This is a genomic window from Priestia sp. 40 (assembly GCF_049368575.1).
GTDB classification, from domain to species: Bacteria; Bacillota; Bacilli; order Bacillales; family Bacillaceae_H; genus Priestia; species Priestia zanthoxyli.
Genome location: NZ_JBMPZA010000015.1, coordinates 347,501 through 370,961, shown reverse-complemented (window position 1 = coordinate 370,961; position 23,461 = coordinate 347,501). Strand labels below are relative to the sequence as shown.

Sequence of the window (23,461 nt, the reverse complement as noted above, 5' to 3'; positions counted from 1 at the left end):
GTTTTTAGACTACTTTTGAGACGAAGATAATATTCGAAAGCGATAGACGTTCATCGCTACTTTTGTGAGATGATCAAGAAGCTGATAATTGGCATACGCACCTACAACTGCTCCAATTCCCGGCATCAGCTGAAACATTTTCACAACATCAATGTAATCGCGGTATTCTTGTTGAAAAGCTTTCCAATCGAGCTCAAGAAGTTCCTCTTTCTTTTCTTCCCAGCTTTCTATTACTTCAAGCAGCTTCGTTCTATGGTCTTCGCTGCAAAAGGCAAGATGAAAAATATACAGCATATAAATGCGTTCTTCTTTTTCTTTTACATCAAAACCATACGTAGAGGCAATATCAAATAAGCACTTCATTTTAATGGAAAGAAGAAGCGGGAAATCTGCTGCACCTAAAAGGAGACCTCCCGCACCAGTACCAGCGCCTTCTACAGCAGCTGTTTTTTTATACTTAGGTATGAACTCCAAAATTTTTTTCTCTTTTTCTTCAAATGAAAGACCGCTGACATCTCTTTTTTTAGTGGTGAAATCGGATCCAACAAGCGTGGTTTCAACCATTTTTTTTATGCTTTCAGTCATAATCTTATGGACTTTAGCAGGAATTTTTTCATTGATTTTAAGTTGTAAAGATTTTGCAGTCCTTTGGAATTTAGAAGGTCGTTTCAACATGCTGAATTTCCAATGTTCAGCTTCTTGTAACACTTTTTCTTCATACGTATTCAAAAAGTCACCTCATTTCAGTCGATATAAATACTACGTTTTAAGTGAGAAAAAGGTTCCTAAAATAAAACAACAAGCACTCGTCTGCTTATCTGTACGAATGCTTGCTGAATAATTAATTCGCTTTTATTACGTTTTTAAAATGAGCTTGTTCTTTTAAATACTCAACAGCAGCTGTACCAAGCGTTTTAGCTGCGATAAGCATTGCTTTTTCGTTAAAATCAAATTTAGGATGATGATGAGGATAAGGAGTATCTACACCTTCTGGCTGAGCTCCTGTAAAAAAGAACGTTCCTTTAATATGCTGCAAATAATAAGAGAAATCTTCCCCGGTCATGTGAGGCTCTGTTTCTTCAACTGTATGAACTTCATCGACTTGAGAAGCAGCAGAAGCAAGAAAGGCCGTTTCTTCCGGGTGGTTGACGACGGAAGGATAGCCGCGCGTATAACTTAGCTCATAAGAAGCATCAGCTGTTAAGCACGTACCTTGGACAATTCGTTCGATTTCTTTTTCGACATCGTTTCGTACATCTTCATTAAATGTTCTTACCGTTCCAATTAGTCGAGCAGAATCAGCAATAATATTAAAGGCATTTTCTGCTACAAAAGAACCTATGCTCACAACCGCTGAATCAATTGGGTTTACACGTCTGCTTACAATTTGCTGTAAATTAACAACAAGCTGAGAGGCGATGACGATTGAATCTTTTGTTTTATGGGGCTGTGCACCGTGTCCGCCTGCTCCTTTGATCGTAATTTCAAAGCGATCAGCAGCAGCCATAATAGGGCCCGTTCGATATTGAATCACACCAGTCGGAGTTAATGACCATAAATGTGTTCCGAATATTGCGTCTACACCGTCTAAGCATCCGTCTTCAATCATGGACTTGGCGCCTCCGGGAGCGTACTCTTCGGCGTGTTGATGAATGAAGACGATTTTACCAGGGAGAGAATCTCTTATTTCAAAAAGCGCTTTAGCAAGGACTAAAAGAGTAGCCGTATGACCATCGTGACCACAAGCATGCATCACGCCCGGAACAGTTGATTGATATGGTACATCTTTTTCATCTTGAATAGGAAGGGCATCAAAGTCGGCTCTCAAAGCTACAGTAGGACCAGGTTTTCCTCCTTGAATACTTGCTACAATGCCATTTCCTCCTACATTTGCTCGATAAGAAATACCGATTTTGTCATAAAAAGACCGAATGTAGGCAGCAGTTTGAAATTCTTTAAAAGACGGTTCTGGATACTGATGCAGATATCGGCGGATTTGAACCATTTCATCAAATTTTTCTTCAAGTAAAGTATGTAGCTTAGAATTCACGTGACCATATCCTTTCTATATAAGTTAAGTAAAGTTTTGAATTTTTTGACATTTTAATCATTATATCATTATCTATAAAAAAGAAAAGAATGTAAGCGTTGTTATTGAAAAAAGTAATTGAATGATGAAATATTTTATATACATAATAGATACATAAGATGAGGAATAGGGATAAAGAATGAGTTTTTTACCAATTTTCTCATGAGATAATAGGAGGTAACGATATGGTAGATTCACAAACTGTATCTCTGTACAAAAAATTGATTTGGATGTTTGGGGTTGCGGGGTTCGTTTTTTTAGGAGTGTTGTTTGCTGTGTCGACAGATTCTTTTCAAGGAGACCACTGGCTTGTTTCAGCTATAGATGACAGCACTATTCTTCAGTCAGCGTCATCTGTTTTTCACGGCCTGTCTTTTTTAGCTTCAAAAGTGATGATTATGGTTCTTTTAGCCGTACTTCTCGTTTTTTTATTTTTCAAAAAGGACTATATCGGTATGATATCGGCATTTTTACTTATTTTAAGCGGTGATATTATTAATAAAGCAGTTAAAGATGCGGTAGAACGAGGACGTCCTCTTGAAGGCATTGAAGGCTACAGTTTTCCAAGCGGCCATGCGATGATGGGGATTCTTATCTACGGTCTGATTATCTTTTTTCTCACAAAGCATATGAACAGTCAAAAGGTAGCCAAGCGGTATCAGCTTGCAATTACTTTAATCGTTTTATTAATAGGTGTGAGCCGTATTCTATTAAGAGAACATTTTTTAACAGATGTCTTAGCTGGCTACAGCTTAGGGATTATGTGGCTTATTGTAGGCATTTTCTTCTATACGCTTGTTTATGCGTATGTAAGGCCGTCAGCGGCAAAAGAGTTTCCAAAAGGCATGTAACGAATATATACATATGACCCCCTTCATAAAAAGAAGGGGGCTTTTGTTTAAACTAGGAACATTGCGACAATCGTTGTAACAACTAATCCAATCGCTACAGGTTTTAAATTGCGTCTGGCGAGTTCAAACGGACTGACTCCACAAATCGCAGCAGCTGGAATCAGCGCCCATGGAATCAACGTGCCTCCCCCAACCCAAATCGCAGCAATTTGCCCTAAAGCAGTTAGGGTGGCAGCGCCCGAACCTAAAGCAGATGCAAACAAATGAGAGACAGAGCCTACGAGTGAAATACCTGAAAAGCCTGAACCATCTAATCCAGTAATAGCTCCTAGCGCAGTGATCGTCACAGTAGCTACCTGTGCGGTTAATGGCACAGTGGAAGCAAGTGCAACGCCTAGGTCATTTACAAGTCCATGTGATCCTTTTGGAAGAAAGTCACCAATGATTGCTGTGAATCCAGCATCTCCTAAATAGAAAAAAGCGGCTATCGGAATAACGGGACCGAACACTTTAAAACCAAACTGCAAGCCTTCAATCAAGTAGGAAGTTGTTTGTTCGAGACCTTTTCCTTTGTGAGCAATAAGCGAAACTACTACTAAAATAAATAGGGCTGTACCTCCAACGAGAGCAGTGGCGTCTCCTCCCTGTAAATGAAGAGCGAACATTGCCCATACGTCTATAGCAAAGAAAAGGGGAACTATAATGGCTAAGGCCCGGCGCAGTGAAGGAGAAAGAGGTGTGGATTGGTTGGAAGAGCTGCTTGTTAAAATGGTCGGTTGAGCCTGAATTCTATTGTGCTTCATATCTTTTTTTAGGAAGTAAAAAGCAGAAATCGTTGTAACGGCTCCCATCACAATGACAAGAGGGATACTTGCCTGAACAACTTCGTGAACCGGAAGACCTGCTGCATCAGCTGTTAGCTTAGGGGCAGCTTGAATGACGAAATCTCCTGAAAGCGCAACGCCGTGACCGAATAAATTCATCGCTACAGCTACGCCTATAGCCGGAAGCCCTACGCGGATGGCAACTGGTAAAAGCACAGCTCCAAGTAAAGCCACGGCTGGAGAAGGCCAGAAAAAATAGGAGATTGTCATCATCACTAATCCGATAACCCAATAGGCAAGAGTAGGTGTTTTGATGAGGCGAGCAAAAGGTGATATCATCGATTCATTTATTCCTGTAGCCATTAAGACTTTACTCATGGATACAATGATTGAAATAATTAAAATGGTAGGAAGCAGTTCTGTAATGGCATAAATAAAGCTAGAAAAAACAGCGCTGACGGAGTGGCTTAACGAAGAAGTAGCCGTTAAGGAAAGTAAAAAAATCCCCAGTATACAAAGGATACTCGTATCTCGCCGCATAATCATAAAGCCGATAATCAAGGCGATAAAAAGGACATACATCCAATGAAGAGCTCCAAGCTCTATGCCCATAAAAATTCCTCCCAATAGGTGATGTAGTATACAATATGACGTTTGTGCCTATTGTGATACTCGCCTAATAGGAGGATGTTTACTTATTTAACTACGTGGTATGAGGTCACATAAGAAGGGCGAGAGAAAATCGATGGCTGCTGATCCACGCCTTCTGACGTACCGCGTTTTTTGTGTGCTTCATTATAGGCTTTTGAAGACTGCCAATCGCTAAATGAACTTTCATCTTTCCATCCTGTAAAGATAATGTATGTGTCATTTTGTAGTGGACGCAGTACACGAATAGCGGAGAAACCCGGTTCACTTTCAATTAAACGAGCTCGTTGGCTAAATCGCTGTTCAAACAAAGGGCGGCCTTCATCCGTAACTGAAATATTATTTAGTACAGCAAATCCGCTATCTGCAAGATCTCCAGAAGCATCTAATACTTCATAAGCATGTCCTTCTTTGAAAATTGTATCTCCATCTGTTTCGTGAACTAGTGCAAATTGATCGTCATCTTTGTGAAGCAGTAATAAACGTTCGCTCGGATGTTCGTCGATCAACTTCTGAAGGTAAGGGCCTGTTCCGTAAGTAATAAATATCTTCATGGATTATACTTCCTTTCTAATTGGGAATTGCATACAATTTACAATTGTAAATCATACTAAAATTATAAAATTTTACACACAAAAATTCAAAAATTGTGAACTTCTAATGAAGATGGTAAAGTAAAACATTGATGAAGTTGTTTTCCATATTATCAAAAGTTTAGCGAAAGAAAAGGGGTGGCACTATGTACAAAAAAGGCTTATACGCAATTGCTGCCTTAGCTGGAATTTTTCTATTAGGATTGATTGGATATATTATCATCTTGTTTCTTGGAAACTATGTAATCGATGAGAAAAAGATCGTCATGGACTCGGCTACGAGATTGGTGGACGAAAATGGAGACGAGTTGACGAAGCTTTACGTAAAAAATCGGGATTTGGTTTCAATTGACAAGATTCCAAAGCACGTACAACAAGCATTTATTTCCATTGAAGATGTCCGTTTTTATGAACATCACGGAATTGACTTCAAATCTATTGGTCGAGCATTATACCGAGATATATTGGCTGGAGGAAGTGTTGAAGGAGGAAGTACTTTAACGCAGCAGTTGGCTAAAAATGTGTTTTTATCGAATGATAAAACCCTGCTTAGAAAAACAAAAGAAGTAGTTGTAGCCATTAACTTGGAGCAGCGTTACAGTAAGCAAAAGCTGCTTGAAATGTATTTGAACCAAATATACTTTGGACACGGAGGCTATGGAATCCAAGCTGCATCCAAGCTTTACTTCAATAAAGACGTCTCCGAATTAACGGTAGAAGAAGGTGCACTGCTCGCTGCACTGCCAAAAGCGCCGAATTCTTATTCTCCTATTTTACACCCAGAAAAAAGTATAGAACGCAGAAATGTTGTGTTAAACGCCATGCAGAAAGCAGGTTATTTATCAGCTGAAAAAAATGTCCGTTTGCAAGGAAGAACGCTGGGGTTGAACATAAAGGAGCAGGCTAAAAATCCAGCGTATTTAACCTATATTGATATGGTTATTCAAGAAGCAGAGAACAAATACAGCATTTCGAGCAATGAGCTTCTGCGCGGAGGTTATACGGTCAAAGTACCGATGAATATAAAAGTACAAGAGGCCGTATACGAGCTGATGAAAGAAAATCGCTATTTTCCAGGTACAGATAACAATGCCCAAGGTGCTTTTGTATTAGTTGATAACAAAAGCGGAGGAGTTTTATCTGTTATGGGAGGACGAGATTATGTACAGAAATCGCTCAATCGCGTAAATGTCAAAAGACAGCCAGGGTCTACCATGAAACCTATTGCGGTCTATGGCCCTGCATTAGAAGAAGGCCAATTCAAGCCTTATTCTTTGCTGCAAGACAAGCTGAGAAGCTACGGGGGATATACACCTAAAAATGTAGACGGCCAATATGCTAAAAAAGTAACAATGTACGATGCTCTAAAAGATTCTAAAAACGCAGCTGCCGTTTGGACATTGAATCAGCTGGGAGTTGAAACAAGCAAGCAGTATCTTACAAAGCTAGGAATTCCTTTAGACGACAAAGGGCTTGCTGTTGCTCTAGGTGGATTAAAAGCAGGAATTACACCGCTTCAATTAGCAGGAGCGTACCGGGCATTTGCTGAAAACGGGGAAAGCATCCAACCGTATTTCATTCAAGAAATAAAAGATCAAGACGGCAAAGTGATTGCAAAAGCTGTTCCCGAAACTCACAAAGTATTCTCAAAACAAACAGCTTGGTATATGACAAAAATGCTTCAAGGAGTTGTTCAAGAAGGAACGGCACAAAATGGAGAATTTAAAGGGGAATTAGCAGGAAAAACAGGGTCTACTTCGTATACAAATGTTAAAGGAGCCACGAGAGATGCTTGGTTTGTGGGATACACGCCAGATGTCGTAGGAAGCGTATGGATAGGATATGATTCTACAAATAACCAGCATTATTTAACACAAGGAAGTTCTTATCCGACTCTATTGTTTAAAGACATTCTAACAAGAGCTGGTTACGATGAAGCTGCATTTCAAAAGCCATCAGGCATTAAAGATTTGCCAAAGCCAATACGCTTAGAGCAGGTTAAAGACTTGAAGCAAGAATTAACTTTTCATCCATTTGGTTTGCTAACGGTAAATTTATCGTGGACACCTTCACCTGATAAAAGAGCTGTTTATTATGTTTATGAGAAAAAAGGAGATAAAGCCGAAGTAATTGGCAAAGTGAAGGGAAAAGGAGCATTTGAAAAAGAGCGTGTGAATTTGCTCGACAGCCCTACTTATTATGTAGTTCCTTACAATTCCCAAACAAAACAAAAAGGAAAAAAATCCAACGAAGTAACACCTGCTCTTTTTCAATAAAAAAGGAAGAGTAGGGCGAATTTTTGACATTTTTAGCAGGTGGCTATACAAGTCGTAAAGAAATGGGTATAGTGACAAGTAGAGAATATAACGTGAAACTTTAATCAGTGGAGGAACCTGTATGTTCCTTTGCTGATTCTTGTCTGTCTAATCGAAGAAAACACGAATGGAAGACAATCGAGAAAGGTGGAAATTATGAGTCAAGGAACGTTTAACGATACTTTTTTAAAAGCCTGTAGAGGGGAAAAAACGGATCATGTGCCGGTTTGGTATATGCGCCAAGCAGGGCGTTCACAGCCGGAATACCGAAAACTAAAAGAGAAGTACTCTCTATTTGAAATTACTCACCAGCCGGAGCTTGGGGCATATGTAACACGTCTGCCCGTTGAACAGTACGGAGTGGATGCAGCTATTTTATATAAAGATATAATGTCACCGCTTCCTTCAATTGGAGTGGATGTTGAAATCAAGTCAGGAATTGGTCCCGTCATTTCTAATCCAATTCAATCTTTAAGCGACGTAGAAAAACTAGGAGAAATTACGCCTGAAGAAGATGTTCCGTATGTATTAGATACGATTAAGCTGTTAACAACAGAACAGTTAAACGTACCTCTAATTGGTTTTGCCGGTGCTCCTTTTACAGTGGCAAGCTATATGATTGAAGGAGGACCTTCAAAAAATTACAACAAAACAAAAGCATTTATGTACACCGAACCTAAAGCATGGTTTGCACTAATGGATAAGTTAGCAGATATGACGATTACATATGTAAAAGCGCAAATTGACGCTGGAGCAAAAGCCATTCAAATCTTTGATTCTTGGGTAGGTGCTTTAAATGTAGCAGATTATCGTTACTTTATAAAACCTGTTATGGAGCGAATTTTCACTTCTTTACGTGAAAAAAATGTACCGCTCATTATGTTTGGAGTAGGAGCAAGTCATTTGGCAAAAGAATGGCATGATCTTCCGCTGGATGTAGTGGGATTGGATTGGCGAACGCAGCTGGATGAAGCACGTGCATTAGGCTTAACAAAAACACTGCAAGGAAACTTAGATCCTGCTATTTTGTTAGCTCCATGGGAAGTTATTAAAGAACGTGTAACAGAGATATTAGATAAAGGGATGGCCAGTCCTGGTTACATCTTTAACTTGGGACACGGCGTCTTTCCACAGGTTCAGCCGGAAACGTTGAAGCGTTTAACAGCCTTTATTCATGAATATTCTGCAAATAGACAATAAATTGTCAAATAATTTGGAGCGCTAAACTTTGAATTTTTCTTTTTATTCATGGCAAAATGAAGACAAGTATTGAATCTAACAAAGAGGTGTCGAACACATGAGTAAAAAAGTAATGGGATTACTTGTAATGGCGTATGGAACGCCATATAAAGAAGAAGATATTGAACGTTACTATACACATATCCGCCGCGGACGTAAACCTTCCCCGGAAGCCTTAGAAGATTTACAAAACCGCTACGAAGCAATCGGGGGCATTTCACCTCTTGCAAAAATTACGCAACAGCAAATGGAAAGTTTGGAAAAGCGCTTGAATGAAGTGCAGGATGAGATTGAATTTAAAGCGTATCTCGGCTTAAAGCATATTGAACCATTTGTTGAAGATGCGGTAGAAGCGATGCATAAAGACGGAATTAAAGAAGCGGTTAGCATTGTGCTTGCACCTCACTTTTCAACGTTTAGCGTGAAATCTTATAATGGACGCGCTAAAGAAACGGCTGAAAAATTAGGAGGACCAATCATTCATTCCGTAGAAAGTTGGTACAATGAGCCAAAGTTCATTCAGTACTGGGCTACACGTGTTAAACAAACGTTTGATTTAATAGACGAAGAGAAGCGTAAAAAAGCCGTATTGATTGTTTCTGCGCACAGTTTGCCAGAAAAAATTATTGCAGCAGGCGATCCATATCCAAATCAGCTTCAAGAAACAGCGGATTTAATTGCACAAGCCGCCGGTATTGAACATTATGAAATTGGCTGGCAAAGTGCTGGAAATACGCCAGAGCCATGGATTGGTCCTGATGTACAAGATTTAACAAGAGAATTGTACGAAGAAAAAGGCTATACATCGTTCGTATATACCCCGGTAGGATTTATCGCAGACCACTTAGAGGTCCTTTATGACAACGACTATGAATGTAAAGTGGTGACAGATGAAATTGGGGCTGATTATTACCGTCCTGAGATGCCGAATGCGCAGCCTGAATTTATCGATGGGTTAGCTACAGTTGTGTTAAAGCGAATTGCTCGTTAAGTCAATATAGATGCTTTGTACGTTGAATAGGGACGAAAAGTAACTTATAATCAGTATAGAGAAAAGTAAGAAGCGAGCTATGGACTTCCATAATCGCTTCTCTTTATATTGAATTTTACAGAAAAGGCGATGATAACGTGACGCATAGACGAAAAAAGGTTGTCATCATCGGTGGAGGAATCACAGGTCTTTCAGCTGCCTATTATTTGCAAAAAAAAATAAAGGATCATCAGCTGCCAATTGATCTTCAATTAATAGAAGCGACGCATCGGCTTGGTGGAAAAATTCAAACGGTGAAACGAGATGGTTATTTATTTGAAAAAGGTCCTGATTCATTTTTAGCTCGTAAGCTAGCTGCTACAAAGCTGGCAAAAGAAGTGGGGCTAGGTAGAGAGCTAGTCGGAAATGAAAAAGGGAAATCCTATATTCTGGTAAAAGATACACCGCATGCACTGCCTGATGGTGCTGTAATGGGGATACCAACCAAGTTATCTCCTTTTATCACAACGGGGCTATTTTCACCTGTTGGAAAGCTGCGCGCAGCAGCTGATTTTTTTATACCAAAGACAAAAAATCAGGATGACCGTTCGCTAGGCGTATTTTTTAGAAGACGGTTTGGTGATGAAGTTGTTGAAAATTTAATTGAACCTCTATTATCAGGAATTTACGCAGGAGACGTTGACCGTTTGAGCTTAAGATCAACATTTCCACAGTTTCTGCATGCTGAACATAAGTACCGAAGCTTAATTGTTGGAATGAAAAAGCTAAAAGAAATTCACCCACAGCACGGTGATGATTCGGAGTTTAAAAAAAATAGCGTCTTTTTAACATTAAAGGAAGGTCTTCAATCGCTAGTGGATGGTGTAGAAAAAGCAATAGACCCTGATATTATTACAAAAGGAATAAAAGTAGAAAAAATTCACAAAGAAGATACCACATATGAATTATCGTTAAATAGCGGGAAAGTCATAAAAGCAGACAGCGTTATTGTAACTTCTCCTCATGCAGCTGCTCAGTCTATGCTTTCGGAATATAAAATATTCGAACCGTTGAAGCATGTGCCTTCCACTTCAGTAGCTACTGTTGTGATAGCCTTTGCACAAAAAGCACTGCAAGACAATCTAGATGCAATGAACATTGCCGTTTCAAGAAATAGCGATTACACGATTACGGCGTGCACGTGGTTAAATAAAAAATGGCCCCACGCAGTTCCGGAAGGAAAAGTACTGCTGAGATGTTTAGTTGGACGAACCGGAGACGAAGCTATTGTGGATCAGCCTGACGATGAAATTTTCAAAATTGTCCTAGACGATTTGAAGAAGCTCATCACAATTTCTGCTGAGCCTGAATTTTACGCCGTAACGAGATGGAAGCAGTCAATGCCTCAGTACACGGTCGGGCATCATGATATGCTAGATACAATGAACGAGCAGCTCGAAAAAGAGCTGGCAGGCCTTTATGTAGCAGGAAGCTCGTACGAGGGTCTAGGTATACCAGAATGTGTAGAGCAAGGAGAAGATGTGGCTAAAAAAGCGGTTAAATACGTGCAGCAGCTGTAGAAGTGGAGCGATGAATCAATGCTCCGCTTTTTTGTCTACTACCTGAAGAGAAAGGTTATGCTAAGAGAAGAGATTGTGGTTGAAAAGCAAAAGAAACTTATGCTATAGTAAAACCGTACTTGTTGACTGAAATATTCATTTGGTTAGAAAGAAGGGGATAACGTGGCTATAGACCGAAAGCAATCAGTTGTTGACGCAGCGTCAAAATCATTTGCGCTGTTTGGATATAAAGCAACGACTATGGAGCAAGTGGCGAAGCTTGCAAATGTCGGAAAAGGAACGATTTATACTTTTTTTAAAAACAAAGAAGAGTTATTCGATGAAATTGTTACACGAATGATTCGAGAAATGACAGATGCAGCTGAAACTGTCATTGACAGCAGCCGTCCTTTTTTTGAAAATGCCCAAGCAGCTATTTTTCGAATCTTAGAGTTCCGCACGGAGCATCAGCTCATGCTAAAGCTCGTGCAAGAACAGCAGTTAGGCACTACAGCAGTACAGGAAGTGCTGGTGCGAGTAGAAGAAGAGATTTTGACTTATATAAAAAATAAAATTGAAATTGCGATTTCTAAAAAAGAAATCAAACCGTGCAGCCCGGAGCTCACAGCTTTTTTATTATTTAAAATGTACATTGCACTCGTCTATGATTGGGAAAAACGGCATGAGCCGCTTTCAGAAGAAAAAATTGCTGAATTAATTGAACTATACTTTTTACGCGGTCTGTCTCAGTGAGATGGGCTTTTTTTATAGAAAAAACAAAAAAGGTCTCATGACGAGACCTTTTTTATTGTTCGTTATCATCTTTTTTTACGCCGTTTAATTCTGTATTTCCTGTTTTTGCATCTTCTTCTTTTTGCTCTACTTCTTTTTCGCCTTGTTTCTTAAGGTCGAAGTAAGCTTTAATAACTTCACCAGTAACTTTTTTGCTTAATGAATTCGAAGTTCCGGCTACATAAGCAGAAGGGATAACAACCGCTACGGCTACTTCGGGGTTATCATAAGGCGCGTATGAAACGAATGTAGAGTTACGAACGCTGACCCCTTTGTTGAAGGTTTCAGCTGTACCTGATTTACCAGCAATGTTGTATTTTGCATATGCTGTTCCGTTTCCTAGAGCTCTACCAGTTCCATTTGTGACTACGCGACGGAAACCTTGTTTAACAATTTCAATTTCTGATTGGCTCATCGTAATACGATTTAACACTTCCGGTTCAACAGAACTTTGAATACTTCCTTTTAGCTCGCTATCAAGCTCAGGCTCGCGGATTTCTTTTACTAAGTGCGGTTTCATGCGATATCCACCGTTAGCAATCGTTGAGATGTACTGAACAAGCTGAAGCGGTGTGTACGTATCATACTGTCCGATACCAAAATCCAACGCTTTACCCGGTTCGTTTGTGACGCTGTTACGAATACCCGTCGATTCATTTTCTAGGTCAATTCCAGTTGAAATTCCAAGACCAAACTGGCTATAGTATGAGCGCAGTTTGTTAAAAATAGATGGAGGAATATTCAGCTTTCCGCCAGGTCGATATGTTTCACCAGCCATGCTCATAACCGTACGGTACATGAACACGTTTGATGATTGTTCCAAAGCTTTTTGAATACCTGTTGCTCCAATTGGATGAGACGATTTTTTAATTGTTCCTCCAGCAAACTTCATCGGCGCATCGTAAAAAACCGTACCAGGCTGGATAGCGCCTGAATCAAGTCCTGCTAGAACGGTCGCTCCTTTAACTGCGGACCCTACTTCATAAGAAGTTGTCATGTTACCAAGAGCGAAGTCTTGTACTTTACGTGCTCCGGTTTGCTTATCAGTAACAAGCTGTTTTCCGCCCATTGCTAAAATGTCTCCTGTATGAGGATCCATCATAATAGCAAACGCTCGGTCCATTAATCGTGTTCCTTTGTCTCCAGAAGTCACAGCTTTTGTTAAAGCATCTTCGACTTGCTTTTGCAGCTCCATATCAATTGTCAAAATTAAGTCACTGCCGCGCTGACCTTCAGTAACGGTCTCCTGACTAACTAAGTTGCCGGAGCGGTCCGTTACGTTTTGTACGCGGGCTTTTTGACCGCGAAGAACGTCTTCATACTGCTTTTCTAAATAACTTTTTCCTACTCGGTCGTTACGGCTGTAGCCGTGTGACAAGTAGTACTGTAAGTTTTCGCTCGGCAATCCTTCATCAGCCGATGTGATTTTACCAAGCAAGGTACTAAGTAAGTCGTCGTATGTATACATACGGTCCCAGTAAGTTGTCGTATCAACGCCCGGTAAGTCACCCAGCTGCTCACTAATAACGGCAAGCTCTTTATCAGTTAAGCCGCTTTTAATAATTTGAGCGGTTAACGCGTAGCCGCCTTCCATCTTACTTTTAATAGCAATCACTTCAAGGTCATCTTTCACCGACAAAAGTTCGTTTTTTGTGATGCGCTTCAGCTGAAGAGGATACAAATCATCTTCAGAAAGTTGACCTTCTTTTACTTTTTGCTTATCCGCTGCGGTAATTTTTTTCGCTGCTGCTTTTGGGTGAGTTGCAATCCAATAATCTTTTAAGTCACGTTCTGTTAGCTTAATCGTATTCTTATCTTTCTTTTTATCCGATTTGCCAAAAACGTCTGTTGTAACAGGAACATCAATAAGAGTGGCAAGCTTTTTAGCTACTTTTAGCTTGTCTTCTTGAGTGACGCCTTTCAAACGCGTGTACGTGACAGCGTTCAACGGTTTATTATCCACGATAACGCGGTCATAGCGGTCTAGCATCTTTCCGCGAGGAACCGGTGAATCTACCGTTTCATCTTCTGTTTTTTCAACTTCTCGTTTATAGTTCTCTCCGTACACGATCTGTACGAAGCCTAATCGTAAAATGAGTGCAGAAAAAAGCAGGAAAACCACAATAAACAGCCAGTTAATTCTAAATGAGACATGTGTTTTTTTGCGCTTTTTAGTTTTCATGTAAACCCCTTCACTTTGTTTATACAAGTTAAAAAAATTCATAAATTTTCTTATGAATCTATCACTCTACATATTAACATAATTTTGTCTATAAATGTTATTAGGTGGAATAAAACAGCCAAAAAATTTATAGAAATTTTTGCGGAAGAAGAGAGACCTGTCGAAGGGTGCTGAAGGAGGGTGTTCAATATTTTCCACTCGGTTGTTCAATATTGTTACCTGTTCAAATGTCCTAGAATCGGTAAAATAAAGAGAGATAGATATCAAGGGGGGCAAAACGAATGAAAATGAAAAGGCTTTCAATAATGTCTGGCGTGTTAGCAACATCACTTTTATTTGCGACAGCATGTTCAAACTCAGGTACGGATTCAAAAGCAAGTAAATCAACAGGCTCAGGTGATCAAGTTGTTATTGATATGTTCCAGTTTAAAGTGGAAATTGCAGATCAGCTGAAAGAATTAACGGATGAATATACAAAAGAACATCCAAACGTAAAGTTTAACATCCAAACAGTCGGCGGAGGCGCGGACTATGGTGCAGCATTAAAAGCACAGTTTGCCTCTGGAAATGAACCTGATATCTTCAATAATGGAGGGTTCCAAGAAGCGCAAACGTGGAAGGATAAATTAGAAGATTTATCTGATCAGCCGTGGGTAGATAATTTATATGATATCGCTAAAGAACCGATGACAATGGACGGGAAAATCTATGGTCAGCCGCTAAACTTAGAAGGTTATGGTTTTATTTATAATAAAGATTTATTTGAAAAAGCAGGCATTAAAGAATTGCCTAAGACGTTGCCAGAATTAGAAGCAGCTTCTAAAAAGCTTAAAGCAAAAGGCATTACGCCATTTTCTAACGGATACGGCGAGTGGTGGGTGCTAGGTAACCACTTATTTAATATTCCAATGGCGCAGCAAGACGATCCAGATGCGTTTATTAAAGGTCTAAACGAAGGAAAAGCAAAATTTGAAGGCAATGAAACGTTTAAGCAATTTATGAATCTGTTCGATTTAACGTTAAAGTATGGAAATAAAAATCCACTAACGACAGACTACAATACACAAGTTACTCAATTTGCTTCTGGTGAAACAGCGATGATGCAACAAGGTAACTGGACGGTAAATATGATCACGAAAATCAATCCGGACATGAAAATGGGCTTTATCCCAATGCCAATCAGCAACGATGCGAAGAAAAATGATAAATTAGCAATCGGGGTTCCAAATAACTGGGTAGTGAACAAAAACGCGCCAGATGCAGATAAAAAAGCAGCGAAGGAATTCTTAAATTGGATGGTTTCTTCTAAAGAGGGTCAAAAATTCTTAGTTGAAAAGTTCAAGTTCATTCCAGCGTTCAAAAACATCGACGGAAAAGGAATCGATTCTTTATCTGATGATATCTTAAAATACTCTGAAGAAGGTAAAACATTGTCTTGGAACTGGTTTAAATATCCGGAAGGAACGGTTCAAGAAGTAGGCGCAGCAATGCAGTCTTATGCAGGCAAACAAATGACGGAAGAAGAGTTTATGAAGAAATTAGATACAATTTGGGCGAAAATGAAGAAATAAACAAGAAGTCCGCGTGGAAACCGCGGACTTTTTAGTGTGAAAAAATAGACGTCTAGATTCATAGTGATGAAAAATAATAGTTAATTGAAAGCGCTTTTAATGTATAATAATAGTCATAATGTATGACATTAGTCAAAGGAGGTTGTTTGTGAAAGGCTGGAGCATACGCAAGAAATTAATTTTGTTTTTCTTATTCGCAACCGTTATTCCATTTCTAATTTCAACGATTTTTACGTATCAATACACAAAAGAAACGGTTAAGAATCGATTTATTTCTACCAACTATCAAGTTATTAAAAATGGAAGCAATGATTTGAGTGATTACTTAAATGAAATTGCTAATATTACAAAAAGGCTATACGGCTACCACCCATTTATTAAAGTGTTAGATGAAGGCGTATCAAGTGACTTAGGAGCCAATCAGCTGGAAATATCACGCACTCTTCTTTATTTATATAATACTCGTCCAGAGATTGAACAGCTCCATCTTTATATTGAGAACGGGCATGACTCGTATACAGCTTATAATTCGAAAGTGAGCAGCAGAGGGAAGTACGATGATATTTACACTCAGCCTTACTATTCTTATTTAAATAAAAATCATAAATTTCTTGCCATTGAGCCTACCCATGAAATTTATAGCTACAATAATTTATCAACGTTAATTGACTCACTGCCGAATCAAGTTATTAGCTTTCATCAGCGGATTGATGAAATTCCATCAGACAGGCTGTTAGCTTATCTATCCTTAGACATTAATATGACCCAGATTCAATCTATATCGCAGCGTTTATATAATGAAGAGTCAGAAGATTTTTATTTAATGAACAATAAAGGGAAGGTTTTGTATTCCTCTGATTCAAAGGTTATTGGAAAAAATGAAAACTACGCGTGGGTGAAGGCGCTCACTTCCCAAAAAGACCATAGCATGGAATGGGAAGATAAAAGCTTCTCAGGCGTATTAATGTATGAAAAGCTTAAGCAGCCCTTTGAGGACTTGTACATTGTGAAACGAATTCCTTACAGTGTTTTATATGAGGATGCAAGAAAGACAGCACTTATGAATGTATTAATTGGCCTGCCATTTTTGTGTATGCTCGTTATCGCTACGCTTTTTATATCAGTACGTTTTACACAGCCGATTAACGTATTGATTCGCAATATGAAAGAAGTGGAAAAAGGATCATTTGAGGTGCGGTTCAAGTCGCTTGGAAACGATGAATTTGGTGTTTTAGGAAGGCATTTTACCTCTATGGTAGAAACAATTAATGACTTGATTGAACGTAAATTTCGATTGGAATTAGAAAATAAATCAACGCAGCTAAAAGTGCTGCAGTCACAAATTAATCCGCATTTTTTATACAACGCATTTCAATCGATTGGAACTCTTGCTCTTAAGCATAAAGCAGTTGAAGTATATTCTTTATTAACCTCACTTTCTCACATTATGCGTTACAGCATGAATATGAAAGAGGATATCGTTAGCTTAAAGCAAGAAGTTGATCACGTAAAAGCTTTCTTGAGTCTGCAGAAGCAGCGGTTTGGTTCAAAGTTTGAGTATGAGTTAAATATCGAAAAAGAGGCAGAGCTTATGCGAATACCGAAAATGATTTTACAGCCTCTTGTTGAGAATTCTTTTAAGCATGGATTCGAAACCCGCACAGGAAGCGGAAAGCTGTTGATTTCAGCGAAGTTGAACGGAGAAGAACTGATTCTAACTGTTTCTGACAACGGAAAAGGGATAGGAGAGCAAAAGTTGAATCAATTAAAAACGAGACTTCAGCAATCGTATAATCAAACAGATGAGCATATTGGGTTGCAAAATATTTATGAACGACTTCGCATCTACTATGGAGATCATGCTTCAATGCAAATTAGCAGTCAAGAAAATCACGATTTTACCGTTGTCATAAAGCTAACAACAATTGAAGAAAAGAGGGATAGTGATGAAAGTATTAATCGTGGATGATGAAGAGCATGTAAGAGAAGGAATAAAGCTGCTTGGACAGTGGGAAGAGCATGAAATTACAGATGTGATAGAAGCTGATAGCGGTGAGCAAGCGATTGCGCTTATCGAGGATCATGGACCGGAAATCATTTTTACTGATATGAAGATGCCTAATATCGATGGAATTGCTTTGTTGGAGTGGATTAAAGAGAATTCACCTTCTAGCAAAACGATTGTGGTAACAGGGTATGATGACTACCACTATATGCGTAAAGCTATTCATTTTGGAAGTACGGATTATATTCTAAAGCCAGTAGATCCTTCGATTTTAAACGATACGCTTGTACGAGCTGTAACCCAATGGAAGAAAGAAGAAGAGTCCAGAAAAGTCCATAATAGCAGCTATCGTTTAATCAATGAAATGAAGCCGATTTATCGAGATCGAAAACTGACGCAGTTAATGAACAATTATTTGCTAAATCAATCAATCTATGAAGAGTTTGGTTTCCATCTGACTAGAGAATATGAAGTGGGGATTGTACGTGTAGATGAATCCATTATTCGTTCTTTTGGAGGTGATCGGGATTTAGCCTATTTTTCAATTTTAAATGTAATCAATGAAATGCTGATGGCAGGAGAAAATGGGGTAGCCTTCCGTTACTTATCAAATAAGTGGGAAATTATCATTATATTTTGGAATGATTTTGAACGCATCACCTCTTTGCTGACGGCTTTACATACAGCAATTCGCCGTACGTTAGACGTGAGCTGTCGGATTGCAAGAGGGTGCAAAGTCTCTTCTATTGATCAGCTAATGAAATCCTATGAACATGCGAAAACCTCGCTTTTATTAAGCAATGTTCTTGATCAAAATAAAGTGAAGGTCTACGGCGAGCAAGACGTTTTAGCAAGTGCTTTATTAATAAATATGATGGATTATAACAGTAAAATTGAAGAAGCGCTGCAAGTAGGGAAGTTTGAAGCCTTTATGCCGGTATTCAACGAAATTATCGCAGCTTTTGAAGCACAAAATTATCTATCATTAAAGCAAATTCTGCATTTTGAGCAGGAATATCAGCTGTTAAGCCAGCATTGGTTAAAAAGATATCACATTCCTTATACGATAAATAACGGTCCTGAATATGTTCTTTCTTTTTTCTATAACCAAGATGGGCAGTTTCAGATAGCAAAGTATGTAGAGAAAAAGAAGCGTGAAGTAAAGCGCTTTTTAAAAGTAATAAAAAGGTATAGCAAGCAAAACAATCGCGACGTTATTTATGAGATCGAACAATATTTGCAGCAAAATTTTCATCGAGATGTCAAGCTTCAAGAAATATCGGAACGTTTCTATTTAAGCCGTGAATACATTTCGAGGAAGTTTAAGCAAGAATTTCAAGAAAACATTTCAGATTATATGGTGAAAGTCAGAATGAATAAAGCCAAATCACTTTTACTAAATGAAGAACTAAAAATCTATGAAATTGCGAATATGATTGGATATCATGATGATAAATACTTTCGAAAAGTGTTTAAAAAAGTAGAAGGCATTACGCCAAACGAGTATCGCAGTTTGACCGTATAAAAAAAGCTGAAACTGTTTTATAACAGTTTCAGCTTTTTTTATTTCATGATATCTAGACAGTGATCGCATTTATTTCCGTAGCACTCATGCTGTTCCTCGATGTCGTTTCCGCATTCTACGCATTTTTTATTGGGTAATCTTTTGAAAAATTCAGTCATTTTTTCTAACATTTTAAATCCCCTCCGTTGGTTTTGTTACTAACATTGTATTATAACAGATGGTGAAATGTCAATTATGTTTTATAACAATTTAGCCTATTTTACTATTCTAAGTGGTTATTTGTTATATAACAATGAGTTATTTCGATAAAATGGCGGAAACGAATGCCTTTCAGTTAGTTTTCAAAAAAAAGTAGGGTATACTGAACGTAATAAAAATAGTACGAAAGGGTGATTGAAATGAAAGTAACTGTTATTGGTTTTTGGGGAGGATATCCCGCGGTTTCAGAAGCTACTTCTAGCTATTTAGTTGAGCACGATGGATTTCAGCTGCTTGTTGATTGTGGAAGCGGTGCATTGGCTCAGCTGCAAAAATATACAAAGCCAGAAGAAATAGACGCTATGATTTTATCTCATTATCATCATGATCACGTGGCTGATGTCGGAGTATTTCAATATGCTCGCCTCATTCAGACTCATCTAGGTAACGCTGTTAAGGAACTTTCTATTTATGGACATACATATGATCAAGAAAGCTTCAACAAACTTACTCATAAAGGAATTACTAAAGGAGTAGAGTACGATCCGAGCCAAAAACTTGAAGTTGGACCTTTTACAATCGAATTTATGAAAACGAAACATCCAGTCGTTTGTTATGCCATGAGAATAAGTGCTGGCAATCAAACCGTCGTGTACACAGCGGACTCGAGCTATTTACAAGAATTTGTTTCCTTCTCAGAAAATGCAGATCTTCTTATTTGTGAATGTAATTTTTATGCTAGCCAAGATGGAAGCGGAGCTGGACACATGACAAGTACAGAAGCCGGTACACTTGCTTCTAAAGCAAGTGTCAAACACCTTATGCTTACTCACCTTCCGCACTATGGAGAACATCAACAGCTAGTGGAGGAAGCTGCTGCTCTTTATGGAGGTACGCTCACGTTAGCTGAATCAGGATATGTATGGGAATAACAAGGAGGAAAATGAATGTTATTTATTGATAATCAAAAAAATTATGATCCCCGAATTAACTTAGCAATTGAAGAGTATGCGCTCAAGCATCTAGACATTAATGAGACATATCTGCTGTTTTATATTAATGAACCTTCTATTATTATTGGGAAAAACCAGAACACCATTGAGGAGATTAATACAAAATATGTGGAAGATCAGCAAATTCATGTAGTGAGACGTCTATCTGGAGGCGGTGCCGTTTATCATGATAAAGGAAATTTAAACTTCAGCTTTATTACAAAAGATGATGGAAATAGCTTTCATAATTTTAAAAAGTTTACCGAGCCGGTCGTGGAAGCGTTAAAGAAGTTAGGAGTTAATGCTGAGCTAAGCGGACGAAATGATTTAATGGCCGAAGGACGAAAAATTTCTGGGAACGCTCAGTTTTCCACGAAAGGAAGAATGTTCAGTCACGGAACTCTTCTTTTTGATTCAGAAATTGAAAACGTCGTATCAGCGTTAAAAGTAAAAAAAGATAAAATTGAATCCAAAGGCATTAAGTCTATTCGAAATAGAGTAGCAAATATCAGCGAATTTTTAGAACAGAAAGTAACGGTGGAAGAATTTAGAGAAATGCTGCTTCGGTATATCTTTGACGGAGAAGAAAATATAACAGAATATAAACTAACGGAAAAAGATTGGGAAACGATTCATCAAATTTCTAAAGAGCGCTATCAGTCATGGGATTGGAACTATGGAAAATCACCTAAATTTAACTTACAGCACTCTCACCGCTTTCCTGTGGGACAAATTGACGTTCGTTTAGAAGTGAATAAAGGAAAAATCGATGCTTGCACCATTTACGGAGATTTCTTTGGAGTGGGTGACGTCCAGGAAGTACAGGGAAAATTAACAGGTGTTCGTTATGAAAAAGCTTCTATTGAACAAGCCTTAGAAGACATCGATATTCCACATTATTTTGGTAATATTACAAAAGAAGAGTTTGTTGAATTAATCTATTAAGAAAAAAGTCTGCTATATCAGGCTTTTTTTCTTTTTAAACAGATGAGTCTTGTCAATAGAACAACAGTAACATTATAATAGGATAGAAGAAGTAAGAATTTTTACATTATTATGACTTAATAATGAATGGTTGTTCATTCATTCGTTATTAAAAGGAGGAAGTTATGAGATGAATTTGTCAGCACAGCTTCATAAAACAGCTGAGCAATTTCCACAAAAATCGGCATATGTTTTTATGGACCATGAAACATCTTACGCAGAGCTTGATGCATCGGTATCGAAGTTTGCTAATGGTCTGAAGCAATTAGGTGTAAAAAAAGGAGATCATATCGCTTTGATTGTCGGCAACTCGCCTCATTTTGTTATTGGATTGTACGGTGCTCTTCGAGTGGGAGCTACTGTTATACCCATTAATCCTATTTACACAGCGGATGAAATTAGCTACATGCTTCAAGATGGAGACGTAAAAGCAGTTATTGCAGTTGATTTACTTTTACCTATTTTAAAGAAAATCATTGGGCACATTCCGTTTCTGGAACATGTTATTTTATGCGAAACAACACATAAAGCGGAAAATATACCTTCTTATTTTCACTCGTTCTCGCAAGTTGTAAACAGAGGAGAAGCTACATATAATTTTCAGGAGTTAAAAGAAGAAGATGTGGCTATCATTCTTTATACGTCAGGAACAACTGGAAAACCAAAAGGAGCTATGCTTACACATAAAAATATTTATTCAAATGCTCAAGACGTAGCAGATTATTTAAGTATAAATGGGAATGACCGAGTCGTAGCTGCTTTACCGATGTTTCACGTATTTTGTTTAACTGTTTCATTGAATGCGCCTTTAATGAATGGAGGAACAGTATTAATTGAACCAAAATTCAGTCCATCTTCTATATTTGAATTAATTCAAAATCGACAAGCGACTATTTTTGCCGGCGTTCCCACAATGTATAATTTCTTACTTCAGCATGACAAAGGGAAAAAAGAGCACTTTCACACGGTAAGGCTTTGTATATCAGGCGGGGCATCAATGCCGGTGGCACTTCTAACCAATTTTGAACGTAAGTTTGGGGTAATGGTAGCAGAAGGGTATGGCTTATCTGAGGCTTCTCCTGTGACGTGTTTCAATCCGATTGACCGAGAGAGAAAAGCCGGTTCTATAGGTACATCTATTATGAATGTTGAAAATACAGTGGTAAACGAACTAGGAGAAGAAGTAGAAGTAGGACAAGTTGGCGAACTTATCGTCAAAGGCCCTAACGTGATGAAAGGGTATTACAAGCTTCCTGAAGACACGGAATATGCTCTCCGAGATGGTTGGCTGTATACAGGTGACTTAGCAAGAATGGATAAGGAAGGTTATTTTTATATCGTTGACCGTAAAAAAGATTTAATTATTGTAGGAGGATATAATGTTTATCCTCGCGAAGTAGAAGAAGTGCTATATGCGCATCCAGATATTGTAGAAGTGGCTGTTATCGGAGTCCCTGATCCTTCCTTAGGTGAATGTGTCAAGTGTTACGTGGTTTGCAATAATCAAGAGATAACAGAAGAGAAGCTTATTGCCTACTGCAAAGAGCACCTTGCTAAATATAAAGTGCCAAGTGAAATTGAATTTTTAAAAGAACTTCCTAAAAATACAACGGGAAAAATTTTACGGCGTGCACTGAAGCAACAAGTATCTCAGGAGCGATAAAATGAAAGCGATTCCAATTTGGAGGTGGTAAAAGGATGTCATCTATTTCTTATGAAATGAAGGGACACGTCGCCCATGTGATACTGAACCGTCCGGAAGCGATGAATGCTTTTAATTACGATATGCTTAAAGAATTGGAAGAAGTAATTGAAGGAATTCGTATTCAAAAAGATATTCGAGTTGTGACGTTTAAAGGGGCAGGTGAAAAGTCTTTTAGCGTAGGGGCCGATTTAAAAGAACGTAAAACCCTCTCTGATCAAGAAGTAAAGCGCAATATTTACAAAATAGGAGAAGTGTTTTCGAAGATAGAGCAGCTTCCTCAGCCAACGATAGCAATCATCAATGGATATGCATTTGGAGGAGGAATGGAGCTGGCTTTAGCATGTGATTTCCGGATTGCTTCAACCGAAGCGCTTATGGGTTTAACGGAAACAAGCTTAGCGATTATACCAGGCGCAGGA

19 protein-coding genes (1 of these 19 only partly in view) are annotated in these 23,461 nt (G+C 38.5%); 13 read left to right on the top strand and 6 right to left on the bottom strand.

Going from position 1 to position 23,461, the window contains the following annotated elements; genetic code table 11:
• Window positions 1–9: 9 nt before the first annotated feature.
• Window positions 10–729: an EcsC family protein gene (locus ACO1DI_RS16735; RefSeq protein ID WP_014461668.1), complete on the bottom strand. Its 720-nt coding sequence runs from the start codon at window positions 727–729 to the stop codon at window positions 10–12.
• A 112-nt stretch (window positions 730–841) separates the two neighbouring features.
• Entirely contained in the window at window positions 842–2,050 is a 1,209-nt protein-coding gene (locus tag ACO1DI_RS16730) for a M20 family metallopeptidase (protein ID WP_042992343.1), read from the bottom strand.
• A 224-nt stretch (window positions 2,051–2,274) separates the two neighbouring features.
• Here ACO1DI_RS16730 and ACO1DI_RS16725 point away from each other — a divergent pair, with 224 nt between their 5' ends.
• Window positions 2,275–2,940: a phosphatase PAP2 family protein gene (locus ACO1DI_RS16725; protein WP_014461666.1), complete on the top strand. Its 666-nt coding sequence runs from the start codon at window positions 2,275–2,277 to the stop codon at window positions 2,938–2,940.
• Window positions 2,941–2,987: 47 nt separating this feature from the next.
• On the opposite strand, the gene ACO1DI_RS16720 is transcribed toward ACO1DI_RS16725, so the two are convergent.
• Both ACO1DI_RS16720 and ACO1DI_RS16715 read right to left on the bottom strand, forming a co-directional pair.
• Window positions 2,988–4,376, bottom strand: coding sequence for a hypothetical protein (locus tag ACO1DI_RS16720; RefSeq protein ID WP_140451875.1), 1,389 nt, complete (start codon window positions 4,374–4,376; stop codon window positions 2,988–2,990).
• Between the two features lie 83 nt (window positions 4,377–4,459).
• Complete coding sequence (locus tag ACO1DI_RS16715) at window positions 4,460–4,966, bottom strand: antibiotic biosynthesis monooxygenase family protein (RefSeq protein WP_116740346.1); 507 nt, start codon at window positions 4,964–4,966, stop codon at window positions 4,460–4,462.
• Between the two features lie 185 nt (window positions 4,967–5,151).
• On the opposite strand from ACO1DI_RS16715, the gene ACO1DI_RS16710 reads away from it, so the two are divergent.
• The 5 genes from ACO1DI_RS16710 (at window position 5,152) to ACO1DI_RS16690 (ending at window position 11,841) form a co-directional block, all read left to right on the top strand.
• A complete protein-coding gene (locus ACO1DI_RS16710; RefSeq protein ID WP_423145478.1) occupies window positions 5,152–7,281 on the top strand; it encodes a transglycosylase domain-containing protein in 2,130 nt (709 codons plus the stop codon).
• Window positions 7,282–7,476: 195 nt separating this feature from the next.
• Window positions 7,477–8,520 (top strand): uroporphyrinogen decarboxylase, encoded by a 1,044-nt coding sequence (gene hemE, locus ACO1DI_RS16705; protein WP_014461662.1) that lies wholly within the window; start codon window positions 7,477–7,479, stop codon window positions 8,518–8,520.
• 97 nt (window positions 8,521–8,617) lie between these two features.
• On the top strand, window positions 8,618–9,550 hold the full coding sequence (gene hemH / locus ACO1DI_RS16700) for a ferrochelatase (RefSeq protein ID WP_339998431.1): 933 nt from the start codon (window positions 8,618–8,620) through the stop codon (window positions 9,548–9,550).
• A 137-nt stretch (window positions 9,551–9,687) separates the two neighbouring features.
• Window positions 9,688–11,109 (top strand): protoporphyrinogen oxidase, encoded by a 1,422-nt coding sequence (hemY, locus tag ACO1DI_RS16695; protein WP_423145477.1) that lies wholly within the window; start codon window positions 9,688–9,690, stop codon window positions 11,107–11,109.
• A 162-nt stretch (window positions 11,110–11,271) separates the two neighbouring features.
• Window positions 11,272–11,841, top strand: a complete 570-nt coding sequence (locus ACO1DI_RS16690) for a TetR/AcrR family transcriptional regulator (protein ID WP_042992340.1) — start codon at window positions 11,272–11,274, stop codon at window positions 11,839–11,841.
• Between the two features lie 52 nt (window positions 11,842–11,893).
• Here the strand turns inward: ACO1DI_RS16690 and ACO1DI_RS16685 are convergent, their stop codons facing one another.
• Entirely contained in the window at window positions 11,894–14,062 is a 2,169-nt protein-coding gene (locus tag ACO1DI_RS16685) for a peptidoglycan D,D-transpeptidase FtsI family protein (RefSeq protein WP_115653034.1), read from the bottom strand.
• 281 nt (window positions 14,063–14,343) lie between these two features.
• Here ACO1DI_RS16685 and ACO1DI_RS16680 point away from each other — a divergent pair, with 281 nt between their 5' ends.
• The 3 genes from ACO1DI_RS16680 to ACO1DI_RS16670 all read left to right on the top strand — a co-directional run bounded on the left by ACO1DI_RS16680 (window position 14,344) and on the right by ACO1DI_RS16670 (window position 19,163).
• Window positions 14,344–15,633, top strand: a complete 1,290-nt coding sequence (locus ACO1DI_RS16680; protein ID WP_034654463.1) for an ABC transporter substrate-binding protein — start codon at window positions 14,344–14,346, stop codon at window positions 15,631–15,633.
• A gap of 148 nt (window positions 15,634–15,781) precedes the next feature.
• Window positions 15,782–17,602, top strand: a complete 1,821-nt coding sequence (locus ACO1DI_RS16675; protein WP_115653035.1) for a cache domain-containing sensor histidine kinase — start codon at window positions 15,782–15,784, stop codon at window positions 17,600–17,602.
• Window positions 17,580–19,163 carry a response regulator transcription factor gene (locus ACO1DI_RS16670; RefSeq protein WP_115653036.1) on the top strand — a complete coding sequence of 528 codons (1,584 nt, stop codon included), beginning with the start codon at window positions 17,580–17,582 and terminating at the stop codon, window positions 19,161–19,163. Before ACO1DI_RS16675 ends, ACO1DI_RS16670 begins: the two co-directional genes overlap by 23 nt.
• Window positions 19,164–19,201: 38 nt before the next feature.
• Here the strand turns inward: ACO1DI_RS16670 and yhfH are convergent, their stop codons facing one another.
• A complete protein-coding gene (yhfH, locus tag ACO1DI_RS16665) occupies window positions 19,202–19,333 on the bottom strand; it encodes a protein YhfH (RefSeq protein ID WP_013055337.1) in 132 nt (43 codons plus the stop codon).
• A 228-nt stretch (window positions 19,334–19,561) separates the two neighbouring features.
• Here yhfH and ACO1DI_RS16660 point away from each other — a divergent pair, with 228 nt between their 5' ends.
• From ACO1DI_RS16660 to ACO1DI_RS16645, 4 genes are all read left to right on the top strand, one after another.
• Complete coding sequence (locus tag ACO1DI_RS16660) at window positions 19,562–20,293, top strand: MBL fold metallo-hydrolase (protein ID WP_140451873.1); 732 nt, start codon at window positions 19,562–19,564, stop codon at window positions 20,291–20,293.
• Window positions 20,294–20,308: 15 nt separating this feature from the next.
• Window positions 20,309–21,298: a lipoate--protein ligase gene (locus ACO1DI_RS16655; protein WP_074897530.1), complete on the top strand. Its 990-nt coding sequence runs from the start codon at window positions 20,309–20,311 to the stop codon at window positions 21,296–21,298.
• 169 nt (window positions 21,299–21,467) lie between these two features.
• On the top strand, window positions 21,468–23,000 hold the full coding sequence (locus ACO1DI_RS16650; RefSeq protein WP_226556408.1) for a fatty acid--CoA ligase family protein: 1,533 nt from the start codon (window positions 21,468–21,470) through the stop codon (window positions 22,998–23,000).
• A gap of 35 nt (window positions 23,001–23,035) precedes the next feature.
• Window positions 23,036–23,461, top strand: partial view of an enoyl-CoA hydratase-related protein gene (locus tag ACO1DI_RS16645; protein WP_043981729.1) — the 5' portion only. Its footprint extends 351 nt past the window's final position; the window shows 426 of its 777 coding nt (coding positions 1–426); the start codon lies at window positions 23,036–23,038; its stop codon lies beyond the right edge, outside the window.

Bases quoted from the DNA above. Each gene is read 5' to 3' on its own strand.
- ACO1DI_RS16725 (WP_014461666.1), top strand. From the start codon at position 2,275: ATGGTAGATTCACAAACTGTATCTCTGTACAAAAAATTGATTTGGATG.
- ACO1DI_RS16720 (WP_140451875.1), bottom strand. From the start codon at position 4,376: ATGGGCATAGAGCTTGGAGCTCTTCATTGGATGTATGTCCTTTTTATC.
- ACO1DI_RS16715 (WP_116740346.1), bottom strand. From the start codon at position 4,966: ATGAAGATATTTATTACTTACGGAACAGGCCCTTACCTTCAGAAGTTG.
- ACO1DI_RS16710 (WP_423145478.1), top strand. From the start codon at position 5,152: ATGTACAAAAAAGGCTTATACGCAATTGCTGCCTTAGCTGGAATTTTT.
- hemE (WP_014461662.1), top strand. From the start codon at position 7,477: ATGAGTCAAGGAACGTTTAACGATACTTTTTTAAAAGCCTGTAGAGGG.
- hemH (WP_339998431.1), top strand. From the start codon at position 8,618: ATGAGTAAAAAAGTAATGGGATTACTTGTAATGGCGTATGGAACGCCA.
- ACO1DI_RS16685 (WP_115653034.1), bottom strand. From the start codon at position 14,062: ATGAAAACTAAAAAGCGCAAAAAAACACATGTCTCATTTAGAATTAAC.
- ACO1DI_RS16680 (WP_034654463.1), top strand. From the start codon at position 14,344: ATGAAAATGAAAAGGCTTTCAATAATGTCTGGCGTGTTAGCAACATCA.
- ACO1DI_RS16670 (WP_115653036.1), top strand. From the start codon at position 17,580: ATGAAAGTATTAATCGTGGATGATGAAGAGCATGTAAGAGAAGGAATA.
- yhfH (WP_013055337.1), bottom strand. From the start codon at position 19,333: ATGTTAGAAAAAATGACTGAATTTTTCAAAAGATTACCCAATAAAAAA.
- ACO1DI_RS16660 (WP_140451873.1), top strand. From the start codon at position 19,562: ATGAAAGTAACTGTTATTGGTTTTTGGGGAGGATATCCCGCGGTTTCA.
- ACO1DI_RS16655 (WP_074897530.1), top strand. From the start codon at position 20,309: ATGTTATTTATTGATAATCAAAAAAATTATGATCCCCGAATTAACTTA.
- ACO1DI_RS16650 (WP_226556408.1), top strand. From the start codon at position 21,468: ATGAATTTGTCAGCACAGCTTCATAAAACAGCTGAGCAATTTCCACAA.